General features: G+C 58.0%; 19 protein-coding genes. 12 read left to right on the top strand and 7 right to left on the bottom strand.

The annotated features are described in order from the left end of the window. Positions 1 to 202: 202 nt before the first annotated feature. Together ASE94_RS02010 and ASE94_RS20800 are read left to right on the top strand one after the other, a co-directional pair. Entirely contained in the window at positions 203 to 421 is a 219-nt protein-coding gene (locus ASE94_RS02010; protein WP_062628995.1) for a DUF6500 family protein, read from the top strand. A gap of 202 nt (positions 422 to 623) precedes the next feature. After that, a complete protein-coding gene (locus tag ASE94_RS20800; RefSeq protein WP_156351753.1) occupies positions 624 to 965 on the top strand; it encodes a hypothetical protein in 342 nt (113 codons plus the stop codon). A 516-nt stretch (positions 966 to 1,481) separates the two neighbouring features. On the opposite strand, the gene ASE94_RS02005 is transcribed toward ASE94_RS20800, so the two are convergent. The 4 genes from ASE94_RS02005 to ASE94_RS01985 all read right to left on the bottom strand — a co-directional run bounded on the left by ASE94_RS02005 (position 1,482) and on the right by ASE94_RS01985 (position 4,340). Beyond that, positions 1,482 to 2,561, bottom strand: a complete 1,080-nt coding sequence (locus ASE94_RS02005) for a transglutaminase family protein (protein WP_082460783.1) — start codon at positions 2,559 to 2,561, stop codon at positions 1,482 to 1,484. A gap of 12 nt (positions 2,562 to 2,573) precedes the next feature. After that, positions 2,574 to 2,777, bottom strand: a complete 204-nt coding sequence (locus ASE94_RS02000) for a hypothetical protein (protein ID WP_062628994.1) — start codon at positions 2,775 to 2,777, stop codon at positions 2,574 to 2,576. Positions 2,778 to 3,209: 432 nt separating this feature from the next. Next, the gene (locus tag ASE94_RS21625; protein ID WP_082460782.1) at positions 3,210 to 3,719 is read right to left on the bottom strand and encodes a cold-shock protein; all 510 of its coding nucleotides are present in this window, start codon (positions 3,717 to 3,719) and stop codon (positions 3,210 to 3,212) included. 255 nt (positions 3,720 to 3,974) lie between these two features. After that, a complete protein-coding gene (locus tag ASE94_RS01985; protein ID WP_280137160.1) occupies positions 3,975 to 4,340 on the bottom strand; it encodes a response regulator in 366 nt (121 codons plus the stop codon). Between the two features lie 158 nt (positions 4,341 to 4,498). On the opposite strand from ASE94_RS01985, the gene ASE94_RS01980 reads away from it, so the two are divergent. The 4 genes from ASE94_RS01980 to ASE94_RS01965 all read left to right on the top strand — a co-directional run bounded on the left by ASE94_RS01980 (position 4,499) and on the right by ASE94_RS01965 (position 8,531). Beyond that, the gene (locus ASE94_RS01980; protein WP_062628999.1) at positions 4,499 to 5,287 is read left to right on the top strand and encodes an alpha/beta hydrolase; all 789 of its coding nucleotides are present in this window, start codon (positions 4,499 to 4,501) and stop codon (positions 5,285 to 5,287) included. Continuing rightward, positions 5,274 to 6,437 carry a PAS domain-containing sensor histidine kinase gene (locus ASE94_RS01975; RefSeq protein ID WP_062628992.1) on the top strand — a complete coding sequence of 388 codons (1,164 nt, stop codon included), beginning with the start codon at positions 5,274 to 5,276 and terminating at the stop codon, positions 6,435 to 6,437. Before ASE94_RS01980 ends, ASE94_RS01975 begins: the two co-directional genes overlap by 14 nt. 237 nt (positions 6,438 to 6,674) lie before the next feature. Then, a complete protein-coding gene (locus ASE94_RS21225) occupies positions 6,675 to 7,352 on the top strand; it encodes a hypothetical protein (RefSeq protein ID WP_200913561.1) in 678 nt (225 codons plus the stop codon). A 60-nt stretch (positions 7,353 to 7,412) separates the two neighbouring features. Next, a complete protein-coding gene (locus tag ASE94_RS01965) occupies positions 7,413 to 8,531 on the top strand; it encodes a hypothetical protein (protein WP_062628991.1) in 1,119 nt (372 codons plus the stop codon). Between the two features lie 176 nt (positions 8,532 to 8,707). Here the strand turns inward: ASE94_RS01965 and ASE94_RS01960 are convergent, their stop codons facing one another. After that, complete coding sequence (locus tag ASE94_RS01960) at positions 8,708 to 9,541, bottom strand: aldo/keto reductase (RefSeq protein ID WP_244483911.1); 834 nt, start codon at positions 9,539 to 9,541, stop codon at positions 8,708 to 8,710. 156 nt (positions 9,542 to 9,697) lie between these two features. Between ASE94_RS01960 and ASE94_RS01955 the strand changes: the two genes are divergently transcribed. The 6 genes from ASE94_RS01955 to ASE94_RS01930 all read left to right on the top strand — a co-directional run bounded on the left by ASE94_RS01955 (position 9,698) and on the right by ASE94_RS01930 (position 16,434). Continuing rightward, a complete protein-coding gene (locus ASE94_RS01955; RefSeq protein WP_062628990.1) occupies positions 9,698 to 10,615 on the top strand; it encodes an ABC transporter substrate-binding protein in 918 nt (305 codons plus the stop codon). Positions 10,616 to 10,677: 62 nt separating this feature from the next. Further along, on the top strand, positions 10,678 to 11,637 hold the full coding sequence (locus tag ASE94_RS01950) for an ABC transporter permease (protein ID WP_062628997.1): 960 nt from the start codon (positions 10,678 to 10,680) through the stop codon (positions 11,635 to 11,637). Next, a complete protein-coding gene (locus ASE94_RS01945) occupies positions 11,630 to 12,637 on the top strand; it encodes an iron chelate uptake ABC transporter family permease subunit (protein ID WP_082460780.1) in 1,008 nt (335 codons plus the stop codon). Before ASE94_RS01950 ends, ASE94_RS01945 begins: the two co-directional genes overlap by 8 nt. Continuing rightward, positions 12,634 to 13,392 carry an ABC transporter ATP-binding protein gene (locus tag ASE94_RS01940; RefSeq protein ID WP_062628989.1) on the top strand — a complete coding sequence of 253 codons (759 nt, stop codon included), beginning with the start codon at positions 12,634 to 12,636 and terminating at the stop codon, positions 13,390 to 13,392. Before ASE94_RS01945 ends, ASE94_RS01940 begins: the two co-directional genes overlap by 4 nt. Before the next feature lie 9 nt (positions 13,393 to 13,401). Further along, the gene (locus ASE94_RS01935) at positions 13,402 to 14,190 is read left to right on the top strand and encodes a siderophore-interacting protein (RefSeq protein ID WP_062628988.1); all 789 of its coding nucleotides are present in this window, start codon (positions 13,402 to 13,404) and stop codon (positions 14,188 to 14,190) included. Between the two features lie 810 nt (positions 14,191 to 15,000). Next, complete coding sequence (locus ASE94_RS01930; RefSeq protein ID WP_062628987.1) at positions 15,001 to 16,434, top strand: PAS domain-containing protein; 1,434 nt, start codon at positions 15,001 to 15,003, stop codon at positions 16,432 to 16,434. A gap of 133 nt (positions 16,435 to 16,567) precedes the next feature. Here ASE94_RS01930 and ASE94_RS21405 read toward each other — a convergent pair whose 3' ends face one another. Both ASE94_RS21405 and ASE94_RS21310 read right to left on the bottom strand, forming a co-directional pair. Continuing rightward, entirely contained in the window at positions 16,568 to 16,747 is a 180-nt protein-coding gene (locus tag ASE94_RS21405) for a hypothetical protein (RefSeq protein WP_062628986.1), read from the bottom strand. 502 nt (positions 16,748 to 17,249) lie between these two features. Continuing rightward, positions 17,250 to 17,521: hypothetical protein (locus ASE94_RS21310; protein WP_210166226.1), on the bottom strand; the 272-nt coding region annotated here is incomplete at its 5' end.

The raw sequence follows: 17,521 nt of genomic DNA, 5'->3' as shown, positions 1-17,521 counted from the left end.
TCAGACGAGAAAAGACTAGAGCGGCGAACGCTCGGCGTCACGTGGAAGGTCCGTTTCCAGGGAGATCCTCTTCAACAGCCAAAGGCCGCAATGGGGTCGGCAGCCGCTGTGCTCCCCTAACCCGCTTTGCAGAAGGATGTCAGTATTCCTGTAGCGAGCAGGGCATGGTAGCCCGGAGGTCATCCATGAAAGTAGGCGCATCATGAGACCGACCTTGAGGGCGAAAGCTATTTCAGTCTGCGACGACAAAATCGCCAAGAAGGGCAACGGTGTCGGTCTGTCATTCTATGCATTTTTTGCGAACAAGAACGATGACCCCGACCTGCTTTTGGAAGCTGCCGAGTGGTGGATCAAAACCCATGCTCTCGATCATTTCGAGAAAGCGACCAAAATTCGTGAAATGATCCAATCTGGACTATAGGTGACGTCTGTTCTCAGGATCGTCGCCTTGGGCGGTAAATGCCTGGAATGGGGTCGGTAGAAGACCGGCGCCTCTGGGCTAAGATGCGGACTGTGCTGTTGGGTGAGAGGGCATCGAGGTTCTGTGCGCAACCAATGACAACGGTTTGAGCGGCGTCCAATGATCAGATGCCCCCTATGGGCTCGGACATTGGAGACTATCGATGCACACCAGAAAAATATTGATGGCTGCCTTGCTCGCCACCATCTTTGTTCACCCCACAATGGCCCAAGTGAAACCTGATGCACCTGAACGGTTTGCAGTTGGGAGTATCGGGCTGGCCTGTGCCCATCTGCCATGTCCCTCACGCGGTATCAGCGAGTTAGAAGGCACCCGAACAGGACGGATTTTATGGACTAATGATCTGCCGCCGAGGCTCACCGGCACGCCGGAGGTCATGACATCGGTTCAAGCTGCTTGGGATACAAATGACTGCCTCGTCGTAGAAGGCAACTTCGGCGTCCGAGGTTTACACGTCGAGAGAATTGTGGGTCGGTGCAACTGAGGGGTAGAGATGTCAGCTCTATGGCGGACCTTAGATCTCGTGCTGAAGCGTCCCACACGCGGTCGATAGGCGGCCGGCGCCTGCGCGGTGAGTACCCGACAGTCCGCTTTCGGAGGGGAAACAAAGTAAGCGGACTTATGCGGAAGGCTGGGAGCAGCGAGCAAGTAAGCTACGTACCATCGTGCGGTGGCGAAACAACGAGACGGTGGTATTCTTGGGTATAGGCGAGACCGTGAAGGTGTCGCCTTCGCCGACGGAGTATGACTCCCGCAACAAACGCGCCTGCCAGGATTATCCCTATGATGATTGGGAAGGCAGCAATGTTGGTGCCATAGAAAATCGAGAAGATTATCATGGCAAGGCCGACTAATGTCACTGCGATCAATCCGTAAAGAAGAGACGAACCCACGGGCTTTGGCGCATAACTATTCGCCGCAGCGCGCGCGCTGGCCTCACGCTGTCCCTCCAGCAATCCGTCCTCCACATTTGGGTCCCTAATCGTACGAAACGGCACTGCTAGGTCGGAGCCATAGCGCGGTGAACCGCTTCCGCTTGGGGCGTGCCTCCCATACGGAGCAGAAAGCTCTCAACATCGGCCTCAGTAGCTTGCCCACCTGAACTTGCATTGGGTTCATGCCGGACTGACACTCCGGAGACGCCATGAATGAGCAGCCAACGATCTCCATTGGTGCTGCGATAGACTTCCCTTGGCGGCTCGTGCCGCCACATGTTGAATACCGTGGTGTCACGCACGACCACTTCCACATCCATCTGCTGGAAGGCGTTGCTTGGGCCGACGAAAGCACCAGCTGCCGGGACCGCTTGAGATATAAGCCTGGCGACGGTCGTTGGTACCAGGCCAGCGGCTCCCATAGTCGCGTTGGTTGGATCGAAGGCGATCCAGCCCGGCCCGGGAACGAAGATCTCCACCCAGGCATGGGTCGCGCCGGCTCCGACGGTCTCACGACCGTCGGGCAAGAGGTATCCAGACACCAAGCGAGCGCCAAAACCCAGAACGCGCGCGGCTTCTACCAGCAAGACGGAAAGATCGCGGCACGATCCCCACCCACGCGAAAGCGTGTGAGTTGGCGACTGCGTACCTTCGTCCTCCCGACTTTGGTACCTGATCTGGCGATGCACGCCGAGGTTTATGTCCTTCAGCAAGGATAAAGTGTCTGTCGGAGATGATGCAATAAAGCCGCGCGCCCACTGCTCCAGTTGACCATTCGCATCGGCATATTGCGGGCATATAAGTGAACCAAGATCGTTCCAGTCATCCGCAGCATAGGTAAAGGGATACGACATGGCTGAATTTTCGATGTCGAATACCGGCCAGGCTGGAGCACTCAGCTCAACCACTGCAGTGCTTTCGATAGTCAGGCTATCCGAGCTTGTGGCAAACCGTGCCGTCGCCACTTCATTGCCGAACACATCTCTGGACCAGGTCAAATCGGCCGCGGGTGTGCAGACGATGTCGTGGGTCAAAAGTCGGAGCTCGCGATTCTCGCGCGGTCTGAGATTCAGGCGGTGGGGCAATAATTGTATCGAAGCAGAGTAGCGATAGGTCGTCCGATGCAGCAGATTAAGCGTCGGCATTGGCTTGGCTCCTCAGGAGTGACCGGTGTTGATATCCGACTGCTGGTCGTTGGCCAGGGTGCGATTGAGGTCGTCACCGGTCACGGCCCATGCCTCACTCCGACCCGGATAGATCAGGATGATCGACATCGACGTACGGCTCGAATGCCACATGACGTCGAGGTCTTCTTCCTCGATCCGCAGCTCAAAGGTGCCAGGCGGGTGGGGCCTGTCCATGCCGGGCAGTCGGAAGGGATGTCTGAATGTGATTGGGCGGCTCAAAGTGCGGGCTGTCATCAGCTTGTTCCTGTGCAGGGCGAAAGCTTGCGTCACCGACATATGCTGGTGGCGCTCTTGTGGAGTTCGATGCTAGCGGGCTATCGCGCGGTACTTCTCGGAATCCGGCCAGGGAGCCTCAATGGCTCGGTATTCAGAGCGACTGCCGTCGCAGCGGATAGTCTGGGGAGTAGTAGAGCACTCGGATCGCGTCGCCCTCATGCCTCTTGTCATCGCTTTCGATGGCCGTCGAACGCAAGGCGGTCAAGGGAAGCTCTTCGACGGCGAAGCGGACTGCTTCAGCGGCTGATGGAAACCGCTTGTACCGGCTGCCACGCGACCTAAGTGCGGCACTGGAATACAAGTCCGCGGGGGTCGACCAGTTCATTGCACTCATCGCTTGGCGACGGCGATTTTGAAGACGCTCTCCGCCTCGGAAACGTCAGCCTTCACAACATGGCTGGGAGACAAATCCACCTCGTCGACGACGCGCTCTACTGCTTCTCTGTGGGAGCGTATGCGGTAAAGGATTGGTCCCTTCTCGTGCGGCAGGCAAGAGATGACTTCGCAGGGACCGGAGGGCCTATTGCTCTGCCGAGGCGCGGAGCGCAGGTCCAGCATTTGACCGGTCTTGAAACGATGCAGCATAATCGACTCCTTGTTGCAAAAGAGCACCGGGGGCGCTGTCCAAACGGTTCTGACCAGTTGCAGGTGGATGGCGGATTCACGACCATCGCGGCCGTTTTCAAGATCGTAGCTAACCTTCTGACCGTCACCCAGAGCGGCAATACCGGCGCGTTCCAGCGCCGTGACGTGCACGAAAGCGTCGCGGCCGCCCTGATCGGGTATAATAAAGCCTAAGCCTTTGGTGGAGTTGTAGAACTTTACGGTGCCAGTATTCATCTTAGCGCCCCTTCATATTCGCTCGAAGCAATGCAAACGACATTGCTACCTCTCAGCATTATCCCGCAGAGGCCGAAAACGTTCACAAATAGCAGGAAAAAGCCAAGCGCCGGGAAGATCGGCAGGATGAGTTCAGCCAACATGAGGCAGTAAAAGTACTACATCATTCTGCCTCAATTGCGTTCAAGTTAAGGCGCTATCTAGACCGATATTTATCGGGAGGTGGTCGGAAACGTTCTGTTGAGCCAAGACGAGCTAAGCTGCCACCAGTGTATGCACGGCGTCTGCAATGTCTGATGCCTTATAGGGCTTACCGAAAAACCGGCTTCCATCGGGCATGTCGCTCATCCGCACGTGCCGAAGACCCGATGTGACGATAATCTTGATCGGCGGCCAGCGGTCGCGAACTGTGGCGGCCAGCATCAATCCGTCCATTCCACCGGGCATGTCCACATCGGTAAACATCACCCGAATGTCCGCATTGGCGGCGAGCATCAAAACAGCCTCTTTTGCGTTAGCAGCTTCGAGCACCTTGAAGCCCAAGTCCTGCAACTGATCGGCGATGTCCATTCGGAGGAGGGGCTCGTCTTCAACGACGAGAACGGTGATGGCCTGGGGCACTGCATATCCGATACTAGCTGAGGTCTGCGCCCAGACCGATGAAGCACAACCGTCGTAACGGATATTCGATCCAATCATTGCGGTCACGAAATCTAATGTGCTCTCGCTTCGTTGCTAACTTCTGATAAACCGCACACAATATGCGGGCGAGGGCTTCGGTGACCGTTCTTGAGAGAAACAATGTCCGTCTCAACGGTTCGGGCGACCGAGCGATGGTGTTCGCCCACGGGTTCGGCTGCGATCAGAACATGTGGCGCTTCGTAGAGCCGGCTTTCCGGGACAGGTACCGGACAGTGCTTTCCGACCTTGTTGGCGCCGGTCGCTCGGATCTGAGCGCCTACGACAAGGACAAGTACGCCGACATACGGGGCTATGCCTCCGACCTCGTCGAGATCGGGCGCGCGCTCGATCTGCGCGGTGCCGTCTTCGTGGGTCACTCGGTCAGCGCCATGATCGGGGCCCTTGCATCGATCGAGGCGCCAGGAATGTTCGGCCAGCTGATCATGGTCGGGCCCTCCCCACGTTATATCGACGATGGCGATTACTACGGCGGGTTCAGCGCCCCGCAGATCGAAGAGCTGCTGGCCTCGTTGGCCGACAATCATCTCGGCTGGTCGGCGGCCATGGCGCCGGCGATCATGGGCAACCCGGATCGGCCTGAGCTGGGCGAGGAACTGACCAACTCGTTCTGCCGGACGGATCCCGAGATCGCCAAACTGTTCGCCCGCGCCACCTTCACATCGGACAACCGTGCCGACCTGAAAAAGGTCAAGGCCGAGACATTGATCCTGCAGACCCGCGACGACATCATCGCGTCCGAGCACGTCGGTGAATACGTCAACCGCGAGATCGAAGGCAGCCGCATCGTCTACCTCAATGCTACTGGTCATTGCCCCAATCTGAGCGCGCCAGGCGCAGTAATCGCGGCTATGAATGACTTCCTCTGATCAAACCGACAACGACTTCCAGGACCTCTATGAGAACGCCCCTTGCGGATACCTCTCACTCGGGGCGGATGGCCGGATTGTTCGGGTCAACACTACCCTCTGCAATTGGTTGGGCAGGACGCCTGATGCGCTGATCGGCAAGCGCCTGCGCGACCTGCTCAACGTGGCCGGTAGTATCTTCTATGAAACGCACTTCGCTCCCCTGCTCCGCATGCAAGGTTTTTTCGAGGAGGTTGCCCTCGACCTAGTGATGCAGGATGGAACCACAATGCCGGTGCTCGCCAATGCTGCAGAACGTCGACTGGAGGAGGCGGTGCTCACGCGCGTTACCCTGTTCCGGGCTCCGCAGAGGCGGCGATACGAACGCGAACTCGGGGAGGCGCGCCGCCAACTCGAGGAACGAAACGCCGGTTTGGAGAGCAAGGTTACCGACGCTGTTGAGCTTCAGGCATTATCTGAGAGAAATGCCGAACTGCGCGAACAGTTTATTGCCGTTCTCGGCCATGATCTTCGCAACCCGCTGGCTGGCCTATCGGGGGGCACCAAGATGCTGGCGCAGATACACGCTGATCCTAAATCAGTCCGCATCCTGAGGCTCATGAACGAAAGCATCGCGCGTATGAGTGGGCTGACCGAGAACCTTATGGACTTCGCCCGTGGCCGCCTGGGCGGCGGCATCGGCATCCAGAGGACGACGGGCGTGCGGATTGAGCCGTTGTTGGCCCAGGTGGTCAACGAGATGAAGGCCGGCTATCCGGAACGCGACATCCAGATGCGTTTTGATCTGTCTCAGCCCGTGGACGTCGACCACGCTCGCCTGGCGCAGATGTTTTCAAACCTCCTTGGCAATGCCATTACTCATGGTTCCGATGAGCAACCTGTCGTCGTGGAAGCCAGGATGGACGACGGGGAGTTCGAGTTGTCCGTTGCCAATGGTGGCGAGCCGATCCCGCAGGCTGCGTTGGACCGGTTGTTCCAACCCTTCTACCGTGGCGAAGTGCGACCCAGTGCTCAAGGTCTTGGCCTAGGACTGTATATTGCCAGCCAGATCGCTCAGGCCCATCACGGTCGAATTGACGTGACGTCTGACGAAATAGAGACGAAGTTCGTTTTTCGTATGCCGATGGTCAAAGGTTTGGGCATCTCATAACTTGGTCATTCTCGGTCGGCCGTCCGGTAATGCCGATACAACTGGCATGTCCAAAATGGAGTCGCACTGTCCGGCCCTCACCACGGCTGCCGTCAGGTATCTTAGTGTTTACGGTGACGAGGCTCTCACATTCTGACGCGGCCGAGATTTGACGGCATCGCTTCGCCGGTGTGCTCAAACTAACAATCTTGCGTCATGATTGACGGCGAATATCCTGCAGGCAAAGGAGTTTCATCCATGCGATCACTGATCAAGATAGGTCTACTATCCATCGTACTGGCAGGCGCGATGGCGACGTCTGCCTTGGCGCAAGTGCGCAACGAGACAGTCCGTTTTCCGCGTGGCACCTCGGGCACTACCGTCGAGGACAGCATCACCGGCAATGAAAGCGTGCGCTATTCGATCGGCGTTTCGGCAGGTCAGACAATGGATGTCCAGCTCGATACCGACAATCCTAGCAACTACTTCAACATCACTGCGCCCGGTGCCAGCGAGGCGCTGTTCAACGGCTCCATCTCGGGCAATGGCACTTCGTTTGTTGTCCCCTCGAGCGGCAACTACATCATCGATGTCTACCTGATGCGCAATGCCGCGCGCCGTGGCGAAACTGCGGACTACGACCTAAACCTCTATGTCGAAAATTCCCAGGGACGTGCAGCGGCCCCAACCACGCCGCGTCAAGTTAGCCCTCCTCAGAACGGCACGGCGGACCAGCTCGATACATGCCAGATGCCGCGCTTCTGTGCCGGCGAGGCCTCGGCGGAGTTCGGCGTGCGGCCGCAGGACATCACCGTCAACGCCGCCTTCCAGAGTGGCAACCGCTACGTGACGCAGGGATATTTCGATCGCGACGGCGAGAGCACTTTCTTCAATTGCTGGTTCGCCCTTGATGGCAGCTTCGATTCATTGAATTAATTCAGCAAAACGAGAGGCACCCCAACGGGGGTGCCTTTTCAAGGCTAAGCCGGGGGCGCCATGTCTGACACTTCATTTGCCGCGTCGCCGGCATCGATTAATGGCGCGGAGCGGTTCAGGCTTAGACTGTCGGCCGTTGCCTGGTTTGTGCTTTTCGTCGCCTTCCTGCTGGGGCTGCCGGTATTGTTCGGAGACTGGGCATGGATGCCCCTGATCGTCGTCGCTCTCGCGCTGGTTCTGGCTTTTCCCGTGGCCTGGACAGTCCGACGACTCTTTTCCGGCCAGCGTCGACAACGCTGGTGGACAAGCTATGTCAAGGCAGCGGCCGGCACGCTCTTCGTCTTAACGACCCTACTCGCCGCGCCGATCTACTTCCTTGCGCTTCGCACCGCACTCGATCCTCTCACCGTGCCGCAGGCGACCCTGTCAAACGGCACCAAGACCGTTGTTTTCCAGGGCATGATGCACGTGGGATCCGAGGGCTTTTACAAGAGCGTGATTTACGACCTGGAGAAGGCATTGAGCGATGGCGACGTCATCTATTACGAGGGTGTCGTCGGCGATCCAGAAGGGGATGCCTGGTTCTCCCACACCCTGGCGGGTGGCGGCGACCTCAGTGCAAATTACGAAATGCTGGGCAATACCTGCGGCCTCTCATTCCAGCTCGACTACTTCCAATTGCTGCGCGCGGACATGACGGCGCATCCAGAACGGCATATCAATGCCGACGTGTCGACGGCGGACATGATGCATGAATACGAGCGGATGGTATCCGAGGACCCCGCCTTTGCCGCTGCTGTTGAAGCGGAAAAGTCCGAGTCCAGCAGCAGCGACACCGGAGGGGGCGGTATTGGCCAGCTTCTCGGTCTTCTGCAGTCGGCAACCCCTGAACAACGCAGTCTCATCGGCACCGCGTGCCGGGGTTGGGTGACGATGGCACTGTCAGGCCATGAGGCGCCCAGCGCTCTTGACCCCGTGATCCTCGACTTCCGCAACCGCAAGCTGGCGGAGCGGATCATTGCCGACACGCACCAGAACATCTACATGACTTATGGCGCGAGACACCTGCCCGGGCTACTCGCGGACCTGAAAGCATCGGATCCAGGTTGGGAAATCAAATCCCTCAAATGGATGCGAACGATCGACACGCCCGAGGACCTGTCCGGAGCGATCGACTAACCGCGATGGCGGGTTGCGACCCGCCTTGGCTGGCCTGAGAATGGCTGAAGTGGGGGAGGATACAGCCCCCTGCATCATCATCTTGGGGGTGGGTAGCGGACTGGCAGGTTCTGGTGCGAGACTGGGATAAGCGGACGCAGCTCCGCGTCCGCTTGATACCGCTGCCCCGTCCTGCCCTAAAACTCTTCATGTGTAGATGGGTCGGCATCGAAGATGCGGCCATCGGCGCGGTTCAGGGCTGAGATCGCTGACATTTGCGCCTCGTTGAGCCTGAAATCCTCAATCGTAAGATTTTCGACCTGGCGGGAGGGCGTCGCCGATTTCGGGATCGGCAGCACACCAAGCTGCACATGCCAGCGCAGGACCACCTGCGCCGGAGTCTTTTGGAGCTCTCGGGCAATGGCGACGATGGTCTGCTCCTCGAGCAGTGCGGTGTTCTTGCCGATCGGAGTCCAGGCCTGGGTGAGTACGCCGCGCCGCCGGTCAGCCTCGCGCTGTTCTTTCTGGTTGAAGTAAGGGTGAAGTTCGACCTGATTGACGCTCGGCGTCACGCCGGTCTTATCGATCAACACATCGAGATATTCAGGTAAGAAGTTCGATACCCCAATGGAGCGCACAAGGCCCTTCTCGCGTGCCTCGATCATGCCTTCCCACGCTTCGAGATAAAGGCCTTGGCTCGGATTGGGCCAGTGAATGAGATAGAGATCGAGATAATCGAGGCCGGTCCTGAGGACGGACTCTTCGATGGTGCGAACCACCGCGCTTTTCTTATGGTGGCGGCCTGGAAGTTTGGAGGCAACGCGAATGTCTCCGCGCGGGATACCCGAACTTCTGATGGCTTTTCCAACGGCGCCTTCGTTCTCGTAATTCACAGCGGAATCGAGGAGCCGGTAGCCCCCTTCAAGGGCCGCAACCATCGCTTCAACGCCAGCATGGCCCCAAAGGCTGTAAGTGCCCAAGCCGACCTTTGGCAGAGTGGTCCCGTCGTTGAGGGTGTGGTGATCCGACACAATAATATCCTCCAAGAAAGTTACGCGGAATGTGTCACGCGGATGGGCAAACGCCTAGACAAGCCTTCCAAATTCAAGGGATCAAACCACGCCTGTAACTTGACTGCATGGGTCATAATATCTATGACCGCCCTGTCACCATAGGGAGCCTTGCTGATGAAATCGCCACTACTGACAGCACTCGCCGTTGCTTTTGCGCTGGGTATTACCGCCATATCATCCTACGCTCAGGATATCGCAGTGGCCCATGCACAGGGCGAAACGATTCTCACCAGTGTCCCGGAAAAGGTCTTGGTTCAGGATTGGGCGACGTTCGATAATTTGGCCGCCCTTGGGGTGACCGTTGCGGGCGTCCCGTCTTCGAACGTGCCGCACTATCTTGCCGATGCCGTTCCCGCCGATGCCATCAAGATCGGATCGCTGTTCGAGCCGGATTTCGAAGGAATTGCGGCATCGGAAGCAGATGTCTATTTCGTCAGTGCCCGGTCGGCGCAGGCCTATCCCACGGCCAAGGATATTTTACCCACGATCGACATGTCGCTGTCGGACAATTCCGACATCATCGGCGGAATAAAGGGTAACCTCACCAAGCTCGGGACGATCTTTGGACGCGAAGACAAGGCAAGCGAACTCAATGCCGCCCTCGATGCCAAGGTGGCCGAGGTCAAGGCGGCGGCCGAAGGCAAGGGCAATGCGCTGGTTCTCGTGACCAATGCCGGCAAGGTCGGCGTCTACGGCCCCGATAGCCGCGTTGCCTGGATCCACAACCAGGTCGGCATTCCAACCGCCATTGCCGAGGTCAAAGATGGTGACCATGGTGGGGATGGCGTGTCGTTCGAATATATTCTCGAAACCAATCCCGACTGGCTGTTCGTCGTCGATCGCGATGCAGGCACTGGTGAATCGAACGGCGCTGCCGCAGCGCTTCTCGACAACGAGTTGGTCAATCAGACCAAGGCGGCTCAGGCAGGGAACATCGTCTATCTCGATCCCCAAGCCGCCTATATCACCATGCACGGCTATACCGGCGTGATGCTGCTGCTTGACCAGGTGCTGGCCGGCCTCAAGGCCTGACCGGACGAGACTTCCCCGCCCATCTCCTTTGGGCGGGGGACCCCTGCTTGAGGGCCCCTCCCCTGCGTCTCCTCTTTCTCGCAATCGCCGCCACTCTCGTCCTTGCGCTGCTCAGTCTTTTTGTCGGCGTGAGCGATGTTTCCCTGGGCGCACTGTTTTCGACCAGCCCGGAAGATCGGCCCATGCAGGTGCTGCTGATCAGCCGCCTGCCGCGCACGCTCGCCATCATCCTTTCCGGAAGCGCCATGGCCGTCGCAGGTCTCGTGATGCAGATGATCGTGCGCAATCGTTTTGTCGAACCCTCGACGGCAGGAATCAGCGAGTCCGCAAGCCTCGGCTTTCTACTCGCTACGCTCCTGGTCCCAGGCTGGCCGCTGATGGGCAAGATGCTGATCTCGGCGGGTTTTGCCCTTGCGGGAACGGCGCTGTTCTTGCGCATCCTCAGGGCTGTGCCACTGCGTGAGGTGATGCTGGTGCCGCTTGTCGGCATTATGCTGGGCGGGATTATCGGCGCGGTGACAAGCTTCATCGCCTATCGCTTCGAGCTGCTGCCCTCCCTGCTTGCCTGGAACATGGGCGATTTCTCGGGTGTCCTGCGCGGCCGCTACGAGCTGCTCTGGGTCGGGCTCGGATGTGCTGTTCTTGCCTATATCGCGGCCGATCGCTTCACGGTGGCGGGCATGGGCCGGGATTTTACTACCAATCTCGGGCTAAATTATCAGCGGGTGATGGTTCTCGGACTCATCATCGTGTCGCTGGTCAGCGCGGCCGTCCTGGTGACGGCCGGCTCCATCCCATTCCTCGGGCTGATCGTGCCCAATCTCGTCAGCTTGATGGTCGGCGACAACATGCGGCGCACCGTGCCCTGGGTTGCGATAACCGGCGCTGCATTTGTCTTGGCCTGCGATATTCTGGGCCGGGTGATCCGCTACCCCTATGAAATCCCGATCAGCGTTGTGGTCGGTGTCATCGGCAGCGCCGTGTTCCTCTACCTGCTCTTGAGGACACGCCGTCATGCCTGAGCCCGCCACCGCCCTCGTCCCACTGCCTCGGCTTCACGCGGTCGGCAAGCTTTCGCGGCCGACGCTTGTCCTGCTGGTGCTCGGCGCTTTGGCGCTGATCTCGATCCTCTGCTTCATGACGCTGGGCGCCAAGGGCAGCTGGAGCTTTATCCTGCCCTTCAGAGGGCGAAAGCTCCTTGCCCTTTGTCTTGTCGCCTATTCGGTGTCGGTCTCGACCGTATTGTTCCAGACCGTCACCAACAATCGCATCCTGACTCCATCGATCATGGGTTTTGACGCGCTCTATGTGCTGGTGACAACGGCCACCCTGTTTTTTCTCGGCGCGGGCGCACTCACGAGCATCGATTCTCAAATGCAGTTTCTGGTGCAAGTGGTCTTGATGGTCGTCTTTTCTGGCCTCTTGTTCCGCTGGCTGTTTTTGGGAGAGGAGCGCAGCATGACCTTGCTGGTGCTGGTCGGCATCGTCTTCGGCATTCTCTTTCGCAGCCTCAGCCAGTTCATTCAGCGCATGCTCGACCCCAATGCCTTTCAAGTGCTGCAAGACTCGTTTTTCGCAAGCTTTGCGACTGTGGACACGACGCTTCTCGCAGTCGCAACCGCGATTGCTGCCCTGATCAGTTTGGTGGCCTGGCGGCTCGGACATACGTTCGACGTTCTGGCACTTGGCCGCGCCCATGCCATCAATCTCGGCGTCGATTACAAGCGTACCGTCATCCTCATCCTGATGCTGATCTCGGTTCTGGTGGCCGTCTCCACGGCGCTTGTGGGACCGATCACCTTCTTCGGCCTGCTTGTCGCGACCCTGGCGCATAGCCTCACCGGCAATAGCCGACATCGCTATATCCTGCCGGCCGCTGTCTTCCTCGCCATCACCTGCCTTGTCGGTGGACAGACCATTCTCGAACGCGTGTTTGCCTTCGATACCGCGCTCTCGATCATCATCGAGTTTTTCGGCGGTGTGGTGTTTATCTATCTTGTTCTGCGGAGGGCCGCGCGTTGATTGAAGCCCAGAATGTGACCAAAGCCTATGGCGAGACCTGCGTCGTCGATGGCATCACCGTCACCCTGCCCAAAGGTGGGATCACTGCCATTATCGGGCCGAATGGCGCGGGGAAGTCGACGTTCCTCTCCATGGTCAGCCGGCTCATGAGCATGGACAAGGGAACCGTCAGCGTCGATGGACTCGACGTCACTAAGACCCCGAGCGACGTCCTCGCGCAGCGGCTCTCCATCCTGCGGCAGGACAATCACATGACCGCGCGCCTCACCGTGCGCGACCTCGTCAGCTTCGGCCGCTATCCCTATAGCAAGGGTCGCTTGACCCCCGAAGATCAAGTCCACATCGAAAAGGCGCTCGGCTACCTCAGCCTGACCGACCTAAGCGACCGTTTTCTCGATGAACTCTCCGGCGGACAGCGTCAGCGCGCCTTTGTCGCCATGGTCCTTTGTCAGGACACCGACTACGTGCTGCTCGACGAGCCGCTCAACAATCTCGACCTACGCCATGCCGTCGGCATGATGAAACAACTGCGCCGGGCCGCCCGCGAGCTCGAAAAAACCGTCGTCATTGTCCTGCACGACATCAATTTCGCCTCGGTGTATGCCGATCACATCGTCTGCATGAAAAACGGCAAGCTGGCGCATGAGGGTGCGCCCGAGAGCATCATCACGAGCGATGTACTGAGCTCGATTTACGAGACGCCCGTGCGGGTTGAGCTCGTCGAGGGCCGACGCATCGGCATTTATTACGAATAGGAGCCTTTCATGGACCGTCCCGTCGCCGAGCGTGTGCGCCACGAGCTGAAATTCCGCCTTGCCGAAGTAGTACGCGCCGAGCGAATTACCCCGCACATGGCCCGGATCACGTTCACCGATCCGAGCTTTGCCGAGTTTCCCTCGCTCTCCTATGACGACCACGTCAAGATTTTCATAAGCCCCGAGGGCGGCGACCCCGCTCTGCCGGTCCTGGGCCCAAATGGTGTCGAATGGCCGGCCGGTGCACCCAGGCCGGAAGGGCGGGATTACACCCCGCGCAGCTTCGACAAGCAAAAGCGCGAACTTGTCATCGATTTCGTCCTCCATGAGGGCGGGTTGGCGGCAGAATGGGCTGCACATGCAAAGCTGGGCGACAGAGTCGGCATCGGGGGCCCGCGTGGCTCCTTTGTGGTGCGCAACGATCTTGATTTCTACGTGCTGATCGGGGACGAAACCGCCCTGCCCGCGATAGGCCGCCGCATCGAGGAACTGCCAGCAAGAACCAAGGTTGAGGCGCTGGTCGAAGTGGCCGAAGCTGGAGAACGCCAGACGTTCACCACCAAGGCATATCTGTCTATTACCTGGGTCGACCGCTCCAAGGGTGCGTCTTTGATCAACGCGGCAAAAGAGATGGCCTTGCCGCCCGGCCGCGGCTACATATTCATTGCCGGCGAAGGGAGTACTTCAACGGCACTGCGCGAGCACTTCGTGGACCAGGGCCATGACCCCGACCTCATCAAAGCCGCCGGCTATTGGCGCCGTGGCGAGGCTGACTTCGACGATGGCCACGCGCACTAACATCTCGACGAGAATTGGTGCTGCAGGAATACGAACTGGATTAAGCACATTCGTTCCAAGTTAACATTGGATTGCCAGCGCGAGGTTTGAGATCGGAGAGAGAAGCGGTTGCTCAGCGATAGCGTTTAATTAAGCGACTCTCACGTCCGAGGACCTGAACTAAAGTTCCTGTCCTGCGAAGCACGCTCCCAGCTAAATGCGGTGCGGGTTGTGATGGAACGGCTTCTGGACCTTGCCCGTATTGTGGCCGCAGGTTTCGCAATGCCGCGGTTCTTTTTCGACATCACGGAAGATGAAAGACAGTCGTAGACCCGGATGGCCATGAGTTGCCATCCGCTCAAAAGGCGCATGACGAGGCCGTCAGAACAGCGACGGCACTTTCCATGGATGCGGCGACGACCACTTGTCCACACGTCGTGGAAGTAGCCGTTTGCGATGCAAAACATCATGTCATTTGCGCCGCGACGGTGACGTTCGATCCTGGTCAGTTAGAACTGTAAAGTCAGCGCGTGTACGGCGTCCGCTACTCAGCGTACATCCGACCATGTTTTTAGGCCTGCCGGGGATTTCCCAATACACACGCGCCTGCAAGTTCTTGCTCGGTCCACAGCGGATGAGACTAGCCCCCAAGGCTAGCTCAACGGCTCGTTCTGGAGTGTTGGCCTCAACCAAACGCTGTGATTCGAGTTCGCCGTCGTTTAACTTCGACATGTGGAAAGAAAATTGTCTTCGCGTGGCATACTGGACAGGACGCGGTACCGCAGTATTTTCCGAATGGAAACCTAACGCGAACGTGCAGACAAGAGGCGAATGAGCCAGCAAGAAGAAGCCCGTATCGACCGCGAAATCCATCGGTCGAAAAGCGGGTCTGATCCATTCGCTGCAGCGATGCGTGCCACCCGCATGCCGATGCTGATCACCGATCCTCGGCAGCCCGATAACCCGATAGTTTTCGTGAATGAAGCGTTTGCACGTCTCACCGGCTACAGCCGTGAGGAAACACTCGGTCGCAATTGCCGCTTTCTGCAGGGTCCAGGTACGAGCCTCGACGACGTGGCAAAGGTACGCCAGGCTGTCGCTGACTTGACGCCGATCGAAATTGACCTCTTGAACTATCGTAAAGACGGTACCCTCTTTTGGAATAGGCTACTGGTTTCGCCGGTCTTCGACGAAGGCGAACTCACCTATTTCTTTGCCTCTCAGCTTGACGTGACCCGCGAGCGAACAGCGGGCATTTCCCCAGTCCGAGACGAGATCGAAGCCAATATGGAGCAGCGGATCGCTGACCTGACGGCAAGCGAGGATCGCCTTCAGTTCACGCTGAAGGCCGGCGGTTTGGGCACGTGGACACTCGAGCTGCCACAGCAACGGCTTGTCGCCAGCCCTATCTGCAAAGCAAACTTCGGTCGGTCGGCTGCCGATACGTTTACCTATGAGGACCTAGCGGCATCCATTCATCCTGACGACGTCGAGCGTTGGGGCGAAACGGTTCAGCAGGCGTTGGACACCAACGGCGACCTTCATGTCGAATACCGAGCGATCTGGCCGGACGGTTCACAACATTGGATCGAGATCCGTGCACAGACCCGCTATGATTCAGATGGCAATCCCATGCTCATGAGCGGCGTATCGATCGACATCACCGAAGCAAAAGAGGCGGAAGAATATCGCACTCTGATGACCCAAGAGATGGGACATCGGATCAAAAATATTCTGGCAACGGTGCAGTCCGTTGTCAGCCAATCGCTGCGGTCTGACGGAAATATCGAGGATATCCGCACGACAGTCATCGAGCGCATCAATGCGCTCGGCCGATCTCAAGATATTCTCACAGGGAAAAGGTGGGACATTGCCGGTATACGCGACACCGTCACACGCGCGATCGAGCCATTCAATCAATCGGGTCGGATTCATTTCTTCGGAGCGGATATCGAGATTGGGCAAAACGCGAGCGGTGCTCTGACGATGGCACTGCACGAGCTTGCCACGAATGCCGTAAAATATGGTGCTCTATCGAACGATAACGGTCGAGTCCGCATCGAGTGGGCGCAGACGAGCCATGAACTTGTTTTCACTTGGACAGAGAGCGGCGGACCGGAGGTTCAATCGCCAAAGCGTTCAGGATTTGGTTCGCGAATGATCGAACGTGCGCTCGCGTCAACGATCAGAGGCGAGGCAACGATCGACTACCGGACCCCAGGTATAGTCTTCACGATGCACGCACCGGTAGAAAATTTCGGCTAACCAAACCGACGTCTCAACGGCTCTGGCTTGGTAGCATCAGACAAGATTTGTTGCAGTCGTTCGCAGACCACCTCAGCGCTGAAAGGTTTGCGAACGAACACAGCGCCATCTGGGAGATCGTCCTTCTGTGGCTTCACATGCCGGATGCGATGAGATTATTGAAATGCGGCCATTGGTTGGCGCAATCCTGTGCCAAGGGAAAGCTGTTCATTTCGCCAGGCGGCATTTGCACGTCGGTGAAGAGCAGTTGAATGCTATCGGCGGCTTCTTTTAGGATGGCCAGCGCCTGGTCATATCCCGCATCCTCATGCACTCGGAATCCGGCAGCAGCTCAGGTGGTCGGTTCCATCGCTTCATCTGCATTTGAAGCGGCACTGCTACTATCGTCATCTCCTCGTCTCGAGAACGCAGACGTTGCTGTGAAGGCGGAGGCACGATGAGCGGGAAACTAAACGGGATGGACTATTTTAGTGTCCAGCGTATTGACCTCAGTGGAGTGGAAGTCTCAGCCTGCATACATGTCGAGGCAATGAGCGCCAAGCATGCGGCTGAAGTAGCCTTGGGTAAGCTTTGACACTATTCGGTACGCCTGACCGTTTACGTGCCAAGGTTTGGAGACCATCGGAAGACTTCACGCCCGTGATCGTCCTGCTCTATGAACGGTCAGAAGAAGCTTAGGCCCCCAGAAATCGGCTCCAATACCACCCGGAAATAGGCTTCGAAACAGCGACTTCGGGGGCGCTTTTCGATACGCGCCACAGGGGTGGAGTGCCGCCCGACCGCTTTTGGCGCGCAGACCAGGGAAAGCTGCCATTTTAGCGAGCGTCGTACTTCGACGGCAACGCGCCCCATTCCAGCTGTTTAGGCCGCGTTTGGATTTCCCGAAAGCTGCCGGTCGGCTTAGGTCGCCGCCACATCAAAAACGGGATGGTTTGCGGAATGGCTGCTTTCCGTGTGTGATCTACAAAACCGGACGTTGTTGATTTTCCCTTGAGAAGTTGAGTGAAATTTGGCCAAGAAAGAAGCTGATAGAATGAATTTCGACGGTCCACCTTCGGGGGAGTTCTATCGGTTCTAACGCCCTTTC

The organism is Devosia sp. Leaf64, assembly GCF_001421945.1.
GTDB lineage: Bacteria > Pseudomonadota > Alphaproteobacteria > Rhizobiales > Devosiaceae > Devosia.
The sequence above is the reverse complement of the archived record's forward strand: the minus strand, read 5'-3'. Positions and strand labels throughout refer to the sequence as shown.